Below are 16,833 nucleotides of genomic sequence, written 5' to 3' on the forward strand. Positions count from 1 at the left end.
CTGGTGCGTTTCAGGCGGCCGTTGCAAAGAGGCCGCGCTTGCCGAACAGCGGCGCCTGGTAGGTATCCTGCGGCGCCTCGTTGTGATACGCCTCCACGCGCGCCACCTCTTCGGATGAGCCGAAGACCAGGCCGATGCGCTGGTGGATCGACTCTGGCTCGACCGACATCAGCCGTCTACGGCCGGTGCTCGACATGCCGCCGGCCTGCTCGATCAGGAAGGAGATCGGGTTCGCTTCATAAAGCAGCCGCAGCCGCCCGTCCCTGCCCGACTCCTTGCTGTCGCGCGGGTACATGAAGACGCCGCCGCGCATCAGGATGCGGTGCGTCTCGGCCACCAGCGAGGCGATCCACCGCATGTTGAAGTCAATGCCGCGGGAGCCCTCCTTGCCGGCCAGGCATTCGTCGACGTAGCGCTTCACGGCCGGTTCCCAGAAGCGGCTGTTCGACGCGTTGATCGCAAACTCGTTGGTATTCCGCGGAATGCGCAGGTTCGGGTGGCTCAGCACCCATTCGCCCAGCTGCGGATCGAGCGTGAAAGCATGCGTGCCGTTGCCCAGGGTCAGAACCAGCATGGTCGAGGGCCCGTAGATCGCGTAGCCCGCGCCGACCTGTTCGGTGCCCGGCTGCAAAAAGTCCTCGGGCTTCGCATCGGCCTCTGGCGTGGGCGCGCGCAAGATCGAGAAGATGCTGCCCACCGCCACGTTCACGTCGATGTTCGATGAGCCATCGAGCGGATCGAACAGCAGCAGGTACTTGCCGCGCGGGTATTGCCGCGGCGGAAGGTAGGGTTCTTCCAGCTCTTCCGACACCATGCCCGCGACGTGGCCGCCCCACTCGTTGGCGCGCAGGAACATGTCGTTGCTCACCACGTCGAGCGTCTTCTGTTCCTCGCCCTGCACGTTCTGCGTGAGGGCGCTGCCCAGCACGTCGCCCAGGGCGCCGAGCGCCACCTTGCGCGAGATCGCCTTGCAGGCAAGAGAGACGTCGGTGATGAGCGCATTGAGCGCGCCCGTGGCCCCGGGGTGGCGGCGGCGCTCCTCGATGATGTATTGGGTCAGCGTGGCCTTGCCTGCTATGGGCATGATCGTCTCCTGGTTGATTTCAATATCTGGTCGTTGTCGTTTCTTCATCCCGGCGAACGGCGCGCGACTCGCGCAACGTCAACAGCAGCTGCTGCGGCGTTGCGACTCGCCAGGCCGGCGCCACAGCGGCCGCGTCCGAAGCCGCATGGCCGCCATAGCCCCACGCCACCAGCGCCGCCGGGGAGCCGGCCGCTTGCGCGGCGAGCAGGTCGGCCGGCCCGTCGCCCACCATCAGCAGGCGCGCGGGCTCCACACCCAACTGGCGCGCCGCGGCCTGCAGCAGAAAAGGCGCGGGCTTGCGCTGCGCAGCCGCGTCGGCACCAAAAACCCCCGCCATCGGCTGCAGCAGGCCGGCTGCATCCAGCACGGCGCGTGCCAGCGGCGTCGGCTTGTTGGTAACCACCACCATCGGTAGCGCACGGCGCAGGCCATCGACGAGTTCGGCAATGCCCTCGAACACGCTGCCGTGCTTCAGCGGTGCCGCCAGCGTGGCCGCATCGAAGGACTTTCGCAGCCGTGTGCGCAGCGCCTCGCTGCCGCCGAGGTCCTGTCGCCGGAGCGCCTGCAGGATCAAAGCATCGGGACCGTCGCCGATCCATGCGCGCACGGTGTCCAGGTCGAAACGTTCAAGCCCAGCCTCTTCCAGCGCGGCATTCAGGGCCAAGCGGATGTCCGGTGCGCTGTCCACCAGCGTGCCGTCCAGGTCGAACGCGATCGCGTCGATATCGCGCAAGTCTTTTGTCATGCGGAACGCCCTTCCACGTCGCGCCGGCCCTGCAGCGCCTGGGTGCGGATCGCATCGATGGCTTCGCGGTAGCGGCCGCCGCTGAACACAGCCGAGCCCGCCACCAGCGTGTCGGCCCCCGCGGCGCCGATGCGCGCGGCGTTGCCGGGCTTCACGCCGCCGTCGACCTCCAGCCATATGTCGCGTCCGGTCGCATCGATGCGGCGGCGCACCGCCTCGATCTTCGGCAGCACGCTCTCGATGAAGCTCTGCCCGCCGAAGCCGGGGTTGACCGACATCAGCAGCACCAGGTCGAGCTGGTCCAGCACGTGGTCGAGCACCTGCAGCGGCGTGGCGGGGTTGAGGACCAGGCCGGCCTTGCAGCCGCTGGCCGTGATCAGCCGAATCGTGCGGTCGATGTGCTCGCTGGCCTCGGGGTGGAACGAGATGATCGAGGCGCCCGCCTGCGCGAACATCGGGATCAGCGCATCGACCGGCTTGACCATCAGGTGCACGTCGATCGGCACCGTCGCGTAGGGCTTGATGGCTTCGCACACCAGCGGACCGATTGTCAGATTCGGTACATAGTGGTTGTCCATGACATCGAAATGGATCAGATCGGCCCCGGCCTGGATGACCGCCGTGACCTCTTCGCCGAGCCGCGCGAAGTCGGCCGACAGCAGGCTGGGCGCGATCCGCATGGTGTTCTGGTTCTTCTGCATCTAGCTGTCCTCACGGTAGAGCGCCTGCACGGCATTCAATGGCGGGGCCACGCTGGCCAATCGCAGCAGTTCCTCGATGCCGAGCCACGCAGAAGACGCCAGATGCCCACCGGGCTCCCCCGGCAACGGCTGCGCGGGGTCGCCGAGGCTGGGCAGCACCAGGCCCGCGCCGCTGAAATCGCTGCCTTCGGTCCAGAAAGTGGGCGTGACCAGCGTCCAGAGCCCCGCACCAAGGGCCGAGTGAAGTCCGTTGACCGAGTCTTCGATCGCAATGGCGCGCTCGGGCGGCACGCCGAGCGTGTCGAGCGCCAGCAGGTAGATGTCGGAGGCCGGCTTCTTCGCGCGCACCTGGTCGCCGCAGGCAATCACGTCGAACATTGCAAGACCGCGCGCACCGAGCGTGGCCTGCAGCAGCGCATCGATGTTGGCAGCCGTGGTGGTGCTTGCAATCGCCAGCCGCAAGCCGGCGTCCTGGGCCTCGTCGAGTAAACGCAGCACGCCGGGGCGCAGCTCGATGCCGCCGCGCCGCGCCATGTCGGTGTAGTGCTGCGTCTTGGCCGCATGGATCGCGGGCACCCACTCGTGCAGTCGTTTCTTCTCCGATCCGCCGAGAGGCAGCGAATCGATATACGTCTTCATGCGCTCCTTGCCGCCCGTGACGGCCAGCAGCGAGCGGTACTCGGCCTGCGTCCAGTGCCAGCTGAGCCCGAGCTCTTCGAACGCGAGGTTGAAGGCCATGCGATGGACCTCCTCCGTGTCGGCGAGGGTGCCGTCGACGTCGAATACGAGGGCTTCGATGCTCATCGTTGGGCTCCTTCCGTTTGCGCCGCATTCGCGGGAGGATTGAAGACGCGGCTCGCAAGAATGTCCTGCGCCTGCAGCGTGCAGAGCTGCTCGCGCGTCAGAGCCTCTTCGCTGCCGAACAGCCGCGTGGCGTGGCGCAGTCGGATGCGGTCGAGCGCATTGCGAATCGATCGCGCATTGGCAAAGTGCGGCTGGCTGCGGCGCAGGCTCACGTAGCGCGAGAAGGTGGAAGCCGCGCCATCGTCGAAGCTGTAGTTCAGCCGCCCCAGCATGAGCTGCGCGATCTGCATCAGCTCGGCCTCGCTGTAGTCCGGAAAGTCGATGTGGTGCGCAATGCGCGAGGCCATGCCCGGGTTGCTGCTGAAGAACGTCTCCATGCGGTCCTTGTAGCCCGCAAGAATCACCACCAGGTCGTCGCGCTGGTTCTCCATCACCTGTAGCAGAATCTCGATCGACTCCTGCCCGTAGTCGCGCTCGTTCTCCGGCCGATAGAGGTAGTAGGCCTCGTCGATGAACAGCACGCCGCCCATCGCCTTCTTGATCACTTCCTTGGTCTTGGGCGCCGTGTGGCCGATGAACTGCCCCACCAGGTCGTCACGCGTCACCGCCACCAGGTGGCCCTTGCGCACGTAGCCCAGCTGCTTGAGCACCTCGGCCATGCGCATGGCCACCGTGGTCTTGCCGGTGCCCGGGTTGCCGGTGAACGACATGTGCAGCGAAGGCGGCTGAGACTGCAGCCCCTGCTCCTGGCGCAACTTGTCGATCAGGAGCAGCGCCGCGATGTCGCGGATGCGTCCCTTTACCGGCGCCAGCCCGATCAGCTCGGCGTCGAGCTGGTCGAGCAGCGCCTTCACGCCTGAAGACTCGAAGAGCTGCTTCGGCGCCGTGGCAATGGCCGGGGTGGTGGGGGTTTCTGTGGCGTCCATGCGTGCCTCTGGCAATGTGCTTGCGGCCGGTTTCGCTCAGTACCGGCTGCCTTCGGGCCGCGCCTGCACCGCGTAGCTCTCCACGCTGTAGCGGATCGTGCGGCCCGGCTCCTCCGTGCGGATGAGGCGGAAGCCCGGTTCGTTGGAAGGACGGTTGACGATGAAGGACATCACCACCGACTCGGTGCCGTGCGTCGAGTCGAACGCCGTCACGCGGATGTACTGCTGCGGAAAGGTCTTGCGGCAGGACGCGAGTTCGAGCATCACGCCGGCCGCGTCCTTGATGTCGAACATCGGGTTGCCGAACATCTCCCAGAAGGTGTTGCGCGGATGCGGGTCGTCGGTGTATTCGAGGCCGATGGCCCAGCCTTTGTCCAGGCAATACTCGATCTGGCGGCTGATCTGCTCGTCGCTCAAGTCGGGCAGGAAGGAAAAAGTGCCTTGTGTGATTCGCATGTCTGTTGCTCCTGGAGAACTGCGGAACGGGGGGAACGTGTGCTCAAGCCACCGACGGCGTCGGCACGTAGTCGGAGGTATCGGTGGAGGCGTAGTTGAAGGAGATCTCGCCCCAGGTGTCGAGCGCGGCCGCCAGGGGCGTGCACCACTTGGCCGCGTTGCGCAGGATCTGCGGCCCTTCGTTGGCGATGTCGCGCCCTTCGTTGCGGGCCAGCACCATCGCTTCGAGCGCCACGCGGTTGGCAGTTGCGCCGGCCTGAATGCCCTGCGGATGCCCGATGGTTCCGCCGCCGAACTGCAGCACCACGTCGTCGCCGAACAGGTCGAGCAGCTGGTGCATCTGCCCTGCATGGATGCCGCCCGAAGCCACCGGCATCACCTTGCGCAGCGCGCCCCAGTCCTGGTCGAAGTAGATGCCGCGCGGCAGGTCGACCTTGGTGTGCGTGTCGCGGCAGACGTTGTAGTAGCCCTGCACCGTCATCGGGTCGCCCTCGAGCTTGCCGACCGCCGTGCCCGCGTGGATGTGGTCCACGCCGGCCAAGCGCATCCACTTGGCAATCACGCGGAAGCTCACGCCGTGGTTCTTCTGGCGCGTGTAGGTGCCGTGGCCCGCGCGGTGCAGGTGCAGGATCATGTCGTTCTGCCGGCACCAGTGGCTCATCGACTGGATGGCCGTGTAGCCGACCACGAGATCGATCATCACGATCACCGAGCCCAGCTCCTTGGCGAACTGCGCGCGACGGTACATCTCTTCCATGGTGCCGGCTGTGACGTTCAGGTAGCTGCCCTTGACCTCGCCTGTGGCGGCGCTGGCCTTGTTGACCGCGTCCATCACGAACAGGAAGCGATCGCGCCAGTGCATGAACGGCTGCGAGTTGATGTTCTCGTCGTCCTTCATGAAGTCGAGGCCGCCGCGCAGGCCCTCATACACCACGCGGCCGTAGTTGCGGCCCGAGAGCCCAAGCTTCGGCTTGGTGGTCGCGCCCAGCAGAGGCCGGCCGAACTTGTCGAGCCGCTCGCGCTCCACCACGATGCCGGTCGGGGGGCCAGGGAAGGTCTTGACGTAGGCGACCGGAAACTTCATGTCTTCCAACCGCGCGGCCTTCAGCGGCTTGAAGCTGAAGACGTTGCCGATGATGGAAGCCGTCACGTTGGTGATGGAGCCCTCTTCGAAGAGCGAGAGGTCATATGCCACGTAGCAGAAATACTGGCCCGAGTTGTTGGGCACCGGCTCCACCTTGTAGGCCTTCGCGCGGTACATGTCGCAGGCGGTCAGGCGGTCGGTCCACACCACGGTCCAGGTCGCGGTGGACGATTCGCCGGCCACCGCCGCGGCAGCTTCGATCGCGTCCACACCGTCTTGCGGCGTGATGCGGAACAACGCGAGGATGTCGGTGTCCTTGGGCTGGTAGTCGCCGTCCCAATAACCCATTTGCGCGTACTTCAGCACACCGGCCGAATAGCGCTTCTTGGCGTCGGTGATCTGTATTGCTTCGTTCATGTTGCCCATGGGGTGCCTCTCGAGTGAAGGGGTTTGGTGCTGTCGGTGAAGTGAATGTAGGCCGCATGACAGATAAAGAAAAATTAAATCTTTTGACATTCACATTTACCAAACCTAATATCACTTCATGCCTCTATCCAAGCACGCGAGCTTTCGCCAGCTCGCCACCTTCCATGCAGTGGCGCGGCTCGGCAGCGTTTCACTTGCTGCGGACGAAATGCACCTGACGCAACCCGCGGTATCGATTCAGATCGGCACGCTCGAGGAGTCGGCCGGCACGCCGCTGTTGCAGCGCACGGGCCGCGGCATTCGCCTGACGGAGGCGGGAGAATTGCTGGCGGGCTATGCCGGCCGCATCCTCGACCTGTGGCGCGAGGCGGGCGACGAAATGGCCATGCTGCAGGGCGTGTTCTCGGGCACGCTGCGCGTCGGCGCCATCACCACGGCCGAGTACCTGCTGCCGCCCATCCTGGTGAACTTCGCCAAGGAACACCCGAAGGTGAAGGTCAAGCTGCAGGTGGGCAACCGCGACGAGATCGTGCGCATGCTCGCAGGCCAGGAGATCGACATCGCCATCATGGGCCGCCCTCCTGCGGAGCTGAAGACCGACTCCAGCGCCTTCGCCAAGCACCCGATGGCCTTTCTCGCGGCACCCTCCCATCCGCTGATGTCAGCGCTCAAACCCACGCTGGCCATGCTGTCGGACACGCGCATGCTGGTGCGCGAGCGCGGCTCGGGCACGCGCACCACGGTCGAACGCTTCTTCAAGGACGAGGGACTTCCGCTGCGCATCGGCTCCGAACTGTCGAGCAACGAGGCCATCAAGCAGATGTGCGCCGCGGGCTTCGGCATCGCCTTCCTGTCGATGCACACCTGCGTGCTCGAGATGAACGCCGGCCTGTTGGGCGTGCTGCCGGTGCCCGGCAATCCGGTGGTGCGCGACTGGTACGTGATGCACCTTGCATCCCGGCAGTTGCCGCAGGTGGCACTGGCTTTTGAAGACTATTTGCGCGCGCACGGCCAAGCGCAGATCAAGCATCAGCTCGGCACGCTGCCGGCCGCGCGCCCCGCTGCTAGAAAGCGCAGCGTGAAGCGCGCCGCCTGAACCTTTCGGTACGCGGCCTCAGACCCCGAGCTGCACGCGCACGCCGACCCACACCGCGCGCGGGGCGCCGGGCGCCACGAACTGCGCGTTGCGCCATGCATCGGGCGCCAGCACCGCGCCGTTGGCATCGAAGCCATTGCGACCCAACTGGCCGGCGGAGGCATAGCGGCGGTTGAACACGTTCGCCACCTTGGCAAAAAGCTCCACGTTGCGGCCCAGCTTCCAGCGCGTCGTGAGGTCCAGCAGCGCATAGCCACCGATGCGGCCGCTGCCGCTGAATAGATCCCCGTCGGGTGCGTGCAGGCCGTTCTCGTTGCCGCGCACGGTCTGCCGCGAGTAGGCGCGGTACTGCGCGCCAAGCGTCCAACTGGGCGTCACGCGCCAGTCGACGTTGAACTTCAGCGAATGCGCCGGCAGGCCCGGTAGGCGATCGCCGCGCCGCACCGCGATTTCGCCCTCCCCGGTGCAGGCAGCGCTGGTTTCTGCGCTGCTGTTCGCCTCGGCCACCAGGCAGGCCGGGGAGTCGTATCTCGCGCGCAGGTAGCTGTACGACAGCGACCAGTCGATTCTTTCGGTCTGCTGCGAGAGGCCGAGCTCCACGCCCTGGCGCAGCGTGCGTCCGAAGTTGCTGAAGTAGCCGCGCGAAAGCCCGCTGCTGACGAACAGCAGGTCGTCCTTGTTGACGGTGCGAAACACCGATGCATTCCATCGCAGGTCCTTGGCGAAAGTTCCGCGCAGGCCGGTTTCGAAAGTCTGCGACACCACCTGCTTGAGGGGCGGATCGGACTGCAGCGCATTGGGCAGCACGCAGGCGTTTGCCGGATCGGAGCAGCCGAGCTCGATCGGGCTCGGTGCGCGGTTGCCCTGGCTCCACCCGGCATACGCCGTGAGCTGCGGTGTGGCTTGCCACGTGAGGCCGATGGCGGGGTTGAACTTCTTGTAGCGCCCTTCGCCATCGAGCTGGGTCGAGAGCCCGAGCAAGGCGCGCCCGTCGTCGCGGGTGGTCACGCGGGTGTCGTTGTAGCGGCCCGAAAGGCTCAGCTGCAAGTCTGGCCGCAGCGTCACCAAGTCGGAAAAATAAACGCTGGCAGTGCGGCTCTTTCCTGCAAGCAGCGCATCGACCTCGGCTTCTTCCTGCGGCACGACGGCGCGGGTGGCGTCGAGAATGCCTTCGGCCTCGGTCTGCAAAAAGTGCGTGCGCGCGCGGTCCACCGAGGCGCCGAATGTGAGCTGATGCATGCCCGCGGTATAGCTCGATTGCAGCGCAACGCCTTCGCCGTGCTGGCGCGTGTAGGTTCGGTTCTCGACGCCCGAATTCAAGCTGTCCGGCGGACTGAAACCGTCGTTCAGATCGCCGTTGAGCGTGCTGTAGCGCGAGCGCCGCGTGTACGCGGTCATCGAAATCGTCTGCTGGTCGCTCAGGCGGTAGCTGCCATTGAGCGTGAGCATCGACATGCGGTTGCCGGTGCGGTCGGGCCGCGTGTAGACCTGCTTGCGATCCTGCATCAGCATCGATTCGGGCAGCAGGCCGTTGCCCACCAGCCGGTTGTCGCCATGGGTAAAGCTCAGGTCCCAAGAGAGCTTGCCGCTGTCCTGCCCCACCTTGGCAAAGAGCTGGCGCACGCGCGACGGCGAGTAACTGCGCCAGCCGTCCTCGTTGAGCCCGCCGAAGGCCAGGAACAGGTGCCCCCCATCGGCGAGCTTGCGGCCGTGCGAAAGCTCCGTGCTCACCCGGCCGAAGGATCCGGCCTGAAACTCGAGCTCGGTGCCCGGGTGAGTGTCGCCGCGCTTGGTCTGCAGCGACAACGCCCCGCCGAGCGTGTTCAGGCCGAACAGCGGGTTGGAGCCCGGCAGCAGCGTGATGCTCGAGATGGCCGCCTTGGGAATGAGGTCCCAGTTCACCACGTCGCCGAAGGGCTCGTTGATTCGCACGCCGTCCTGGTACACCGACAGGCCCTGCGGCGTTCCGAGCACCGGGCTCGCGCTGAAGCCGCGGTAGTTCACGTCGACCTGGTACGGGTTGCCCTGGATCTCGTTCACGTTCACGCTCGGCATCTGCGTGGCCAGGAAGTCGGGCAGGTTCAGGCTCTGCGCGCGGCGCAGATGCGTATCGTCCGCGGTCTGCACATTGGATGGAATCTGATCCTTCGGCACCTCGATGCCCGGCACGGGCGTGGTGCTGACCACTTCCACGGTCGGCAGGCTGCCTGCCTGTGGCCCGGTCTCCTGCGCTTGACCCGGCATCGGGCAGGCCGCAGCGGCCACGGCAAGGCCGATCAGGCGGCGGTTCGTCGTCTGTTTCGATCGGATCACGGGTTCCCCTCCTCAGGTGCCGGTGCGCGCAAGCCCCAGCTTCTCCACGATGGCGCGCTCTTGCGCAAAGATCTCGCGGCACGATTGCGCGTACGCCTCCGGCCCGAGGTAATCGACCTCCTGGTCGTACTTGGCCAGTTCGTCCTTGAAGCGCTGGTCGAACATGGCTTTCTTGAATGCGTCGTGCAGCGTCGCGACCACGCCGCGCGACATGCCGCGCGGCCCGGCCAGTCCGTAAGGCGACTTGGCCACGATGTCGAAGCCAAGCTCGCGCAGCACCGGCACTTGCGGCCAGCGCTTCGAGCGTTCGCCCGAAAAGATCGCCAGCAGCCGCAGCGTGCCCGAGTCGACCGCGGGCCCGAAACCGGTGGAATTGACGCCGGCCATCACCTGGCCGCCCGCAATCGCGTTCAGCTGCTCTGACGTGCCCTTGTACGGCACGTGGATGTAGCGCAGGCCGCGTGCCGTGAACAGCGCCTCCAGCACCATGTGCGGCGTGGTGCCGATGCCGTTGGTCGCGATGGTCAGCTCGCCGGGCCGGGCGCGCGCGAACGCGAACATGTCTTCCAGCGAACGAAAGCCGCTTCCGGCCGCCACCAGCACGCCGAAGGTCACACTGGAGACCTGGATGATCGGCGTCACGTCACGAATCGGATCCCACAGCACCTTTTGCGTGTGTGGCGCGCGGAACACCGTCTGCGGCATCTGTGCGATGGTGTAGCCGTCGGGCCGCGCCTGCTGCAGCACCGGCATGGCCAGCGTGCCGCCAGCGCCGCCGCGGTTCTCGGTAAGTACCGGCTGCCCCAGGGCCACCGCGGCCAGCTCGGCCAGGATCCGCAGCGAGATGTCGGTGGCGCCACCGGCGGGCCATGGCACCCAGAGCGTCACTGCGCGAGAAGGAAAAGGCTCGGTCGAAGCCAATGCGCGTGCCAGCGGCATTGCGCCGACCGTCAGTGCGGCCGCATCGCGCAGCCAGCGGCGTCGCGTGGAAGCGACCTGCCCCTTCATGGCCCGCCTCCACCGCGCTTGGTCAGCCCGCCGAAGCCGCGCTGCGGGTCGTAGCCCCAGCACGCGAGGCCGAAGAAGACCGCGAGGCAGCCGAGCACCACATAGGGCGCAAGGCCCGGGTCCTTGCCGTAGAGCGCAAAGCGAATCCACTCCACGGCATAGGTGAAGGGATTGAAGCGCGCCAGCTGATACACCCACTCGGCCCCGGACTCCTGCAGCTTCCACAGTGGATAGAGCGCGGTCGACAAAAAGTACATCGGAAAGATGACGAAGTTCATCGTGCCCGCGAAGTTCTCCAGCTGCTTGATGTGCACCGACAGCAGCAGGCCGAGTGCGCCGAGCATGAGCGCACCGGCGGCCAGAGCCACCAGCGCATGCAGGCCGGACAGCGACAGCAGCGGCAGCTCGGTGCCGATGAGCGCCGCCACGATCACGAAGGCCAGCGCCTGCAGCACCGACAGCAGCGCCGTGGCGCACAGCTTGGAGAAGAGCAGCCAGGGCCGCGGCAGCGGCGCCGTGAGCAACAGGCGCATCAGGCCCATCTCGCGGTCGTACACCATGGCCAGCGACGACTGCATGCCGTTGAACAGCAGCACCATGCCGACGAGCCCCGGCACGATGTAGACGTCGTAAGGAATGTAGGTGTCGTAGGGCTCGACGATCGCCACGCCGAACACGTTGCGAAAGCCCGCCGCGAACACCGCCAGCCACAACAGCGGCCGCACCAGCGCCGACACCAGCCGCCCGGTCTGCTGCGAGAACTTGAAGAGCTCGCGCAGCACGATGGCGCGCATGGCCTGCAGCGCATGGGCTATGCCCCGCCGCGCCAGCGGCTCGGCGTTTTCGCCTGCAGGCGCTTTTGCGGTCTTCAGCGTGCGGTCGGACATAGCTTCTCCGGTGCGTCGGCGCCCAGCGTGTCGAGCACGTCGCGGGGGTGCAGCATGCCCTCGGCCGGCGCCTGCGAGATCACGCCCTGCCCGTCGCTCAAGAGCATGGGCTGGCGCAGCTGGCCGTCCCAAGCGCGGAAGCTCAGGTTGGTGCCCTTGGAGCCGTCGAGCGTGCCTTTGGCGAGGGCCGAGGCCCAGGCTGCGTTCGGGCCCTTGGGGGCAGATATGGCGGCGGCCGCCAGGGCCTTGCCAGCCATCCACGCGGCCCAGTCTTGCGAGGTCATGGGGCGCTTAGCGGCTTTGGCAAAGCGCCGCGACACCTGCGGCGCGCCATAACGTTCGAACTGCGCGTGCCAGGCCAGCGCGACCAGCCCGCCATCGCCCACCACCGGCCGCGGCAGCACGGTGCGGTAGGGCAGCGTGCGGGCGAATTCGCCGTCGCTGTCGACCACCCACACGGCGTCGTAGCTGTTGCCGGCCGTGAGCAGCAGCGGGTTGGCGAGGTCGCGCTCGCGCGGGTCGGCCGAGAGCTTGAAGGGCTTGCTGGCCACCACCTGCAGGCCGTAGCGCTTGATCGACGCCTGCACGGTGGTCGCGCGGAGCGCGTCTTGCGGACTGCCGCCCACCAGCAGGAGCAGCTTGCTCCATTTGCGTGACACCAGCGTTTGCGCCAGCGCATCGCTGCGCATGCGTTCGCTCGGAATCAGATGGAACAGGCGGGCGCGGCAATCTTGCTGGCGCAGGCGGTCGGATGGGTCGCCGAGGTTCAGCACCGGCAGCTTCACGGCATCGGCCACGGCCAGTGTCCAATCTGCTGGCAGGTCGGTCAGCAGCACCGCGGCACCGGCCTTCTCGGCCGCCACGGCCGCGGCACGCGCCGCATCGAGCGAAGCGGCCTGCGCGCTGGCCAGGGTCACCTCGGCACCGGCCGCGTCGAGCTCGAACTTCGCCTCGTCGAGCCCCACCTCGACCCCTTCGGCCAGCGGGCCGCCGGGATGGCCGAGGTAGGCCCGCTCGACGCGCGTGCGCTCCAGGCGCGGATCGTCTGCGGGTGTGATGAGCGTTGCCTTGAGCACCGCCGCGCCCGCGCTGAACGGCAGCGCAAGCAGCGCGGCCAACCCCGCACCCCAATACCGGAAAGCCGTTGCGCGCAGCCTCATTCGACGATCACGAGCCCATAGGGCACGCGCCCCACCGGAACGCTCTTCACGGCCTTGGCGCCGGCCACGTCCACCACGGTCACGTCGTCGCTCAAACCATTGACCACATAGAGCCGCGCCTGCGCCTTGTCGAGCGTGACGTTCCACGCCCGCTTGCCGACCAGCACCAGCGAGCTCACCTTGCGGCTGGGCACGTCGACAAAGGCCACATGGTTGGCGCGGCCCAGGCCCACGAAGGCACGCTTGCCATCGCTGGTTATCTGGATGCCCACGGGCGTGATGTCCTCGGCGCGCGCGCCCTTCACCTCGAACTTCAGGGTGTCCTTCACCTCGTGCGTGGCGGTGGAGACGATGCTGACGCTGGCGCCCAGTTCGTTGGTGACCCACAGCTCTTTTCCATCCGGCGTGATGGCCATGCGCCGCGGGCGCTTGCCGACGCGGATGTTCTTCACCACCTTGCCGCTCGCGGTGTCGATCACGTGCACGAGGCTCGCCACCTCCGAGGTCACGTACAGGGTCTTGCCGTCGGCGCTGACCTTCACGCCCTCCGGCTCCGCGCCCACCTTGACCGAGCGCAGCTTCTTGCCGCTGGCCGCATCAATGAAGCTGGCCTCGCCCGCGTCTTCATTGGAAACATAGATGACCTTGCCGTCAGGCGAGAGGTCGAAAGCCTCCGGCTCGTCGCCGAGCGGAATGCGCCGCACCGACTTGCCGCTCGCGGGGTCGATCAGGTCGGCCTGGTTGGAGTCGGTGCAAGCCACCATGATCAGGCGCTCGGGCGTGAGCTGCACGTGGCGCGCGCGCTTACACGTCGCAATCGTGCCTTTCACCGCCAGGGTCTTCAGGTCGATCATCGTCAGCGCGCTGTCCTTTTCGCTCGACACATAGGCGGTGCCCTGCGCCATTGCGGCACCGCCCGCCGCGGCCAGCACGAGCGCGAGCACGCTACGGCTGCAGGCCGCGCCAAGGTGCGCGCCAGGAAGCGAAAGGAAAGAAACTTGCGGCATTCGATGTCTCCATTCTTATGACTCGGATTCTTTTTGTTTCATGCGGTGCGTGCAATGAAGCCGGCCTCCAGCGTGGCACCGCCGAGCAACTGGCTCACATTCGCTGGCGTGCCGTCCGCCAGCAGCGAGCCCTTGTGCAGCACCAGCACGCGGTCGGCCTCTTCGGCCTCTTCGACCCGGTGCGTGGCCCATAGCACGCACACGCCGCGCTCGCGCACGTCGGCATGCAGTGCGGCCAGCAAGTCCTGGCGCGATTTCGGGTCGAGCCCGACCGTGGCCTCATCCATCAGCAGCACCGCCGGCCGGTGCAGGCCCGCGCGCGCAAGCTCGACCTTGCGCCGGTTGCCGCCCGACAGTTCGCGAACCTTTCGGTCCAGGTCAGCATCGATGTTCAGGCGCTCGCAGGCCGATGCGATGCGCTCTTGCGCCAGCCGCCGCGGCAGGCCGTGCAGGTCGGCCTGGAACAGCAGATTGCGCCGGATGCTCAGGTCCAGGTCGAGCGACATCTGCTGGAACACGACGCCGATGTGCCGCAGCGCCGCGGTCGCGGAACGGCGCAGCGAATGGCCCGCCACTTCGACCTCGCCTTCGTCGGCCGCGAACATGCCGGTCAACACCTGGAACAGCGTCGACTTGCCCGCGCCGTTGGGTCCGAGCAGCGCCACGAACTGGCCTGCAGGCAAACGCAGCGACAACGATTGCAGCGCCGTTCGCGTGCCATAGCGCTTGGTTAAGTCGATGGTTCGCAGCATGTAGGCCGGTGGGATATGTCGAGCAGATCGAGCTCCGATGGTATTTGCGGTTCGCATTCAATCCGCAAATTCTGTGCCTCTGAACGACGAGGGTTTTCACTGTGCCGCGTTGCCACGCATTGGCCCGCGCAAGTACGTTTGCGCTCTTGCTGCACCGCACACCCGTACTTCGCACGAGACACTTTGCGCCAAATTTGGATGCACACACGTTGCAAGGCCGCGGCAATGCGCATCGTCCAACGCGTGACGATGCGCCGAACGCCCGGGATTTCCCTAGGTCCGGATCGCATTGCGGCACGTCGCCGTGGGCTTCGCGAACGCGGCCTCGTGCACGCTTCTCCCGAGGGAAGCTGAGTGTCTTCGCATGGAGCACGCATGCGGCTTCGAAGTGCTCCGTGCTGGAACTGGCAGGCATGGATGTTGCGGACCGCAGCATTCGCCAAAGCGATCGAAAGATCCGCGGGTGCTGCCATGATCGTGTTCGAAACCCACTGAGATGTGAGGAGACATTTATGAAGTTTTCCAGGCAGATCGCCGGCCGTCTTGTACGGCATATCGGCGTCGCGATGTTGGCTCTTCCGGCTTTGGCGCTTGCCAATGCCGACGTAGAGAAAAACATCGCCAACTCCAAGAACTGGGCCACGCAAGCGGGCGATATGTTCAACCAGCGCTACAGCAAGTTGAATCAGATCACCAAGAGCAACGTGGGCAAGATGCAGGTCGCGTGGACGTTCTCCACCGGCGTGCTGCGCGGTCACGAGGGCTCGCCCCTGGTGGTCGACGGCACCATGTACCTGCACTCGCCGTTCCCGAACAAGGTGTTCGCGGTCGACGTCGAAACCCAGAAGATCCTGTGGAAGTACGAACCCAAGCAGGATCAGTCGGTGATCGCGGTCATGTGCTGCGACACGGTGAACCGCGGGCTTGCCTATGCGGAAGGAAAGGTCTTCCTGCAGCAGGCCGACACCACGCTTGTGGCGCTCGACGGCAAGACCGGCAAGGTGGTGTGGACGGTGAAGAACGGCGACCCGAAGCTGGGCGCCACCAACACCAACGCACCGCACGTGTTCAAGGACAAGGTCATCACCGGCATCAGCGGCGGCGAGTTCGGCGTGCGCGGCTATCTGGCCGCCTACAACATCAAGGACGGCAAGCTGGCCTGGAAGGGCTTCAGCACGGGTCCCGATGAAGAAATGCTGATGGACCCGGCCAAAACCATGACCTGGACCGACGGCAAGATGGCACCGGTCGGCAAGGACTCTTCGCTGAAGACCTGGAAGGGCGATCAGTGGAAGATCGGCGGCGGCACCACCTGGGGCTGGTACAGCTACGACAAGGCGACCAATGCCGTGTACTACGGCACCGGAAACCCGTCGACCTGGAACCCGGCACAGCGGCCTGGCGACAACAAGTGGTCGATGAGCATCTGGTCGCGCGACGTCGATACCGGCAAGGTCAACTGGGTCTACCAGATGACCCCGTATGACGAGTGGGACTTCGACGGCATCAACGAAATGATCCTGGCGGACATCAACGTCAAGGGCAAGCCGACCAAGGCGCTGGTGCACTTCGACCGCAACGGCTTCGCCTACACGCTGGACCGCGTGACCGGTGCGCTGCTGGTGGCCGAGAAGTACGACCCCAAGGTGAACTGGGCCACGCACGTCGACATGAAGACCGGCCGGCCGCAAGTGGTTGCCAAGTACTCGACCGCGCAGAACGGTGCCGACGTCAACACCAAGGGTGTCTGTCCCGCGGCGCTGGGCAGCAAGGACCAGCAACCCGCCTCGTATGACCCCAACACCAAGCTCTTCTACGTGCCGACGAACCACGTCTGCATGGACTACGAGCCGTTCAAGGTCGAATACACGGCAGGCCAGCCGTACGTGGGCGCGACGCTCTCGATGTACCCGACGCCGAACAGCCATGGCGGCATGGGCAACTTCATTGCATGGGATGCGGGCACCGGCAAGATCGTGCAGACCAAGGCCGAGAAGTTCTCGGTGTGGAGCGGTTCGCTGAACACCGCCGGCGGGATCTCCTGCTACGGCACGCTCGAAGGCTACCTGAAGTGCGTTGATGCCAAGGACATCAACAAGGAGCTGTTCAAGTTCAAGACCCCGTCCGGGATCATCGGCAACGTGTTCACGTATGAGCACAAGGGCAAGCAGTACATCGGGGTGTTCTCGGGCATTGGCGGCTGGGCCGGCATCGGCATGGCCGCGGGCATCGACCCCGAGAAGAGCACCGAAGGCCTCGGCGCCGTCGGCGGCTACAAGGAGCTGAGCCAGTACACCGAACTGGGCGGCTCGCTGACTGTCTTCGCATTGCCCAAGTGACGCGTTATGACTGAGGCCGTCATCGAATCATAGATAGACGCAACA

Annotated in this window: 15 protein-coding genes; 2 read left to right on the forward strand and 13 right to left on the reverse strand. The window is 66.0% G+C overall.

The window, feature by feature from the left end; all coding sequences use genetic code 11:
• Window positions 1-10: 10 nt before the first annotated feature.
• Genes J2X92_RS06050 through J2X92_RS06080 form a run of 7 tightly spaced genes read right to left on the reverse strand, consistent with a single transcriptional unit; the run spans window position 11 to window position 6,217 of the window.
• Complete coding sequence (locus J2X92_RS06050) at window positions 11-1,084, reverse strand: class 1 fructose-bisphosphatase (RefSeq protein ID WP_307574217.1); 1,074 nt, start codon at window positions 1,082-1,084, stop codon at window positions 11-13.
• A 19-nt stretch (window positions 1,085-1,103) separates the two neighbouring features.
• Entirely contained in the window at window positions 1,104-1,829 is a 726-nt protein-coding gene (locus J2X92_RS06055) for an HAD-IA family hydrolase (RefSeq protein ID WP_307574219.1), read from the reverse strand.
• Window positions 1,826-2,530, reverse strand: a complete 705-nt coding sequence (rpe, locus tag J2X92_RS06060) for a ribulose-phosphate 3-epimerase (protein ID WP_307574221.1) — start codon at window positions 2,528-2,530, stop codon at window positions 1,826-1,828. Before rpe ends, J2X92_RS06055 begins: the two co-directional genes overlap by 4 nt.
• Window positions 2,531-3,334: an HAD-IA family hydrolase gene (locus J2X92_RS06065; RefSeq protein ID WP_307574222.1), complete on the reverse strand. Its 804-nt coding sequence runs from the start codon at window positions 3,332-3,334 to the stop codon at window positions 2,531-2,533. It abuts the gene before it with no gap.
• Entirely contained in the window at window positions 3,331-4,260 is a 930-nt protein-coding gene (gene cbbX, locus J2X92_RS06070) for a CbbX protein (RefSeq protein ID WP_307574224.1), read from the reverse strand. Before cbbX ends, J2X92_RS06065 begins: the two co-directional genes overlap by 4 nt.
• 36 nt (window positions 4,261-4,296) lie before the next feature.
• Window positions 4,297-4,716 carry a ribulose bisphosphate carboxylase small subunit gene (locus J2X92_RS06075; protein ID WP_307574225.1) on the reverse strand — a complete coding sequence of 140 codons (420 nt, stop codon included), beginning with the start codon at window positions 4,714-4,716 and terminating at the stop codon, window positions 4,297-4,299.
• A 43-nt stretch (window positions 4,717-4,759) separates the two neighbouring features.
• Window positions 4,760-6,217 (reverse strand): form I ribulose bisphosphate carboxylase large subunit, encoded by a 1,458-nt coding sequence (locus J2X92_RS06080; RefSeq protein ID WP_373424801.1) that lies wholly within the window; start codon window positions 6,215-6,217, stop codon window positions 4,760-4,762.
• 127 nt (window positions 6,218-6,344) lie between these two features.
• Between J2X92_RS06080 and J2X92_RS06085 the strand changes: the two genes are divergently transcribed.
• Window positions 6,345-7,322, forward strand: a complete 978-nt coding sequence (locus J2X92_RS06085) for a LysR family transcriptional regulator (protein ID WP_307574229.1) — start codon at window positions 6,345-6,347, stop codon at window positions 7,320-7,322.
• Between the two features lie 18 nt (window positions 7,323-7,340).
• Here the strand turns inward: J2X92_RS06085 and J2X92_RS06090 are convergent, their stop codons facing one another.
• The 6 genes from J2X92_RS06090 to J2X92_RS06115 are packed head-to-tail and all read right to left on the reverse strand — an operon-like array spanning window position 7,341 to window position 14,449.
• The gene (locus tag J2X92_RS06090) at window positions 7,341-9,635 is read right to left on the reverse strand and encodes a TonB-dependent receptor (RefSeq protein ID WP_307574231.1); all 2,295 of its coding nucleotides are present in this window, start codon (window positions 9,633-9,635) and stop codon (window positions 7,341-7,343) included.
• Window positions 9,636-9,647: 12 nt separating this feature from the next.
• The gene (locus J2X92_RS06095) at window positions 9,648-10,643 is read right to left on the reverse strand and encodes a Bug family tripartite tricarboxylate transporter substrate binding protein (protein ID WP_307574233.1); all 996 of its coding nucleotides are present in this window, start codon (window positions 10,641-10,643) and stop codon (window positions 9,648-9,650) included.
• Entirely contained in the window at window positions 10,640-11,530 is an 891-nt protein-coding gene (locus J2X92_RS06100) for an ABC transporter permease (RefSeq protein WP_307574235.1), read from the reverse strand. Before J2X92_RS06100 ends, J2X92_RS06095 begins: the two co-directional genes overlap by 4 nt.
• On the reverse strand, window positions 11,512-12,690 hold the full coding sequence (locus J2X92_RS06105) for a branched-chain amino acid ABC transporter substrate-binding protein (RefSeq protein WP_307574237.1): 1,179 nt from the start codon (window positions 12,688-12,690) through the stop codon (window positions 11,512-11,514). Before J2X92_RS06105 ends, J2X92_RS06100 begins: the two co-directional genes overlap by 19 nt.
• Window positions 12,687-13,697, reverse strand: coding sequence for a PQQ-dependent catabolism-associated beta-propeller protein (locus tag J2X92_RS06110; protein ID WP_373424792.1), 1,011 nt, complete (start codon window positions 13,695-13,697; stop codon window positions 12,687-12,689). The genes J2X92_RS06105 and J2X92_RS06110 overlap by 4 nt, the downstream gene beginning before the upstream one ends.
• Window positions 13,698-13,735: 38 nt before the next feature.
• Window positions 13,736-14,449, reverse strand: coding sequence for an ABC transporter ATP-binding protein (locus tag J2X92_RS06115; RefSeq protein WP_307574239.1), 714 nt, complete (start codon window positions 14,447-14,449; stop codon window positions 13,736-13,738).
• A 566-nt stretch (window positions 14,450-15,015) separates the two neighbouring features.
• On the opposite strand from J2X92_RS06115, the gene J2X92_RS06120 reads away from it, so the two are divergent.
• On the forward strand, window positions 15,016-16,788 hold the full coding sequence (locus J2X92_RS06120; protein WP_370878415.1) for a methanol/ethanol family PQQ-dependent dehydrogenase: 1,773 nt from the start codon (window positions 15,016-15,018) through the stop codon (window positions 16,786-16,788).
• The last annotated feature ends 45 nt before the right edge of the window (window positions 16,789-16,833 follow it).

It is taken from the genome of Variovorax paradoxus (assembly GCF_030811855.1).
GTDB classification, from domain to species: Bacteria; Pseudomonadota; Gammaproteobacteria; order Burkholderiales; family Burkholderiaceae_C; genus Variovorax; species Variovorax paradoxus_L.

Bases quoted from the DNA above. Each gene is read 5' to 3' on its own strand.
- rpe (WP_307574221.1), bottom strand. From the start codon at position 2,530: ATGCAGAAGAACCAGAACACCATGCGGATCGCGCCCAGCCTGCTGTCG.
- J2X92_RS06095 (WP_307574233.1), bottom strand. From the start codon at position 10,643: ATGAAGGGGCAGGTCGCTTCCACGCGACGCCGCTGGCTGCGCGATGCG.
- cbbX (WP_307574224.1), bottom strand. From the start codon at position 4,260: ATGGACGCCACAGAAACCCCCACCACCCCGGCCATTGCCACGGCGCCG.
- J2X92_RS06115 (WP_307574239.1), bottom strand. From the start codon at position 14,449: ATGCTGCGAACCATCGACTTAACCAAGCGCTATGGCACGCGAACGGCG.
- J2X92_RS06120 (WP_370878415.1), top strand. From the start codon at position 15,016: ATGTTGGCTCTTCCGGCTTTGGCGCTTGCCAATGCCGACGTAGAGAAA.
- J2X92_RS06065 (WP_307574222.1), bottom strand. From the start codon at position 3,334: ATGAGCATCGAAGCCCTCGTATTCGACGTCGACGGCACCCTCGCCGAC.
- J2X92_RS06050 (WP_307574217.1), bottom strand. From the start codon at position 1,084: ATGCCCATAGCAGGCAAGGCCACGCTGACCCAATACATCATCGAGGAG.
- J2X92_RS06100 (WP_307574235.1), bottom strand. From the start codon at position 11,530: ATGTCCGACCGCACGCTGAAGACCGCAAAAGCGCCTGCAGGCGAAAAC.
- J2X92_RS06085 (WP_307574229.1), top strand. From the start codon at position 6,345: ATGCCTCTATCCAAGCACGCGAGCTTTCGCCAGCTCGCCACCTTCCAT.
- J2X92_RS06110 (WP_373424792.1), bottom strand. From the start codon at position 13,697: ATGCCGCAAGTTTCTTTCCTTTCGCTTCCTGGCGCGCACCTTGGCGCG.
- J2X92_RS06105 (WP_307574237.1), bottom strand. From the start codon at position 12,690: ATGAGGCTGCGCGCAACGGCTTTCCGGTATTGGGGTGCGGGGTTGGCC.
- J2X92_RS06055 (WP_307574219.1), bottom strand. From the start codon at position 1,829: ATGACAAAAGACTTGCGCGATATCGACGCGATCGCGTTCGACCTGGAC.
- J2X92_RS06080 (WP_373424801.1), bottom strand. From the start codon at position 6,217: ATGAACGAAGCAATACAGATCACCGACGCCAAGAAGCGCTATTCGGCC.
- J2X92_RS06075 (WP_307574225.1), bottom strand. From the start codon at position 4,716: ATGCGAATCACACAAGGCACTTTTTCCTTCCTGCCCGACTTGAGCGAC.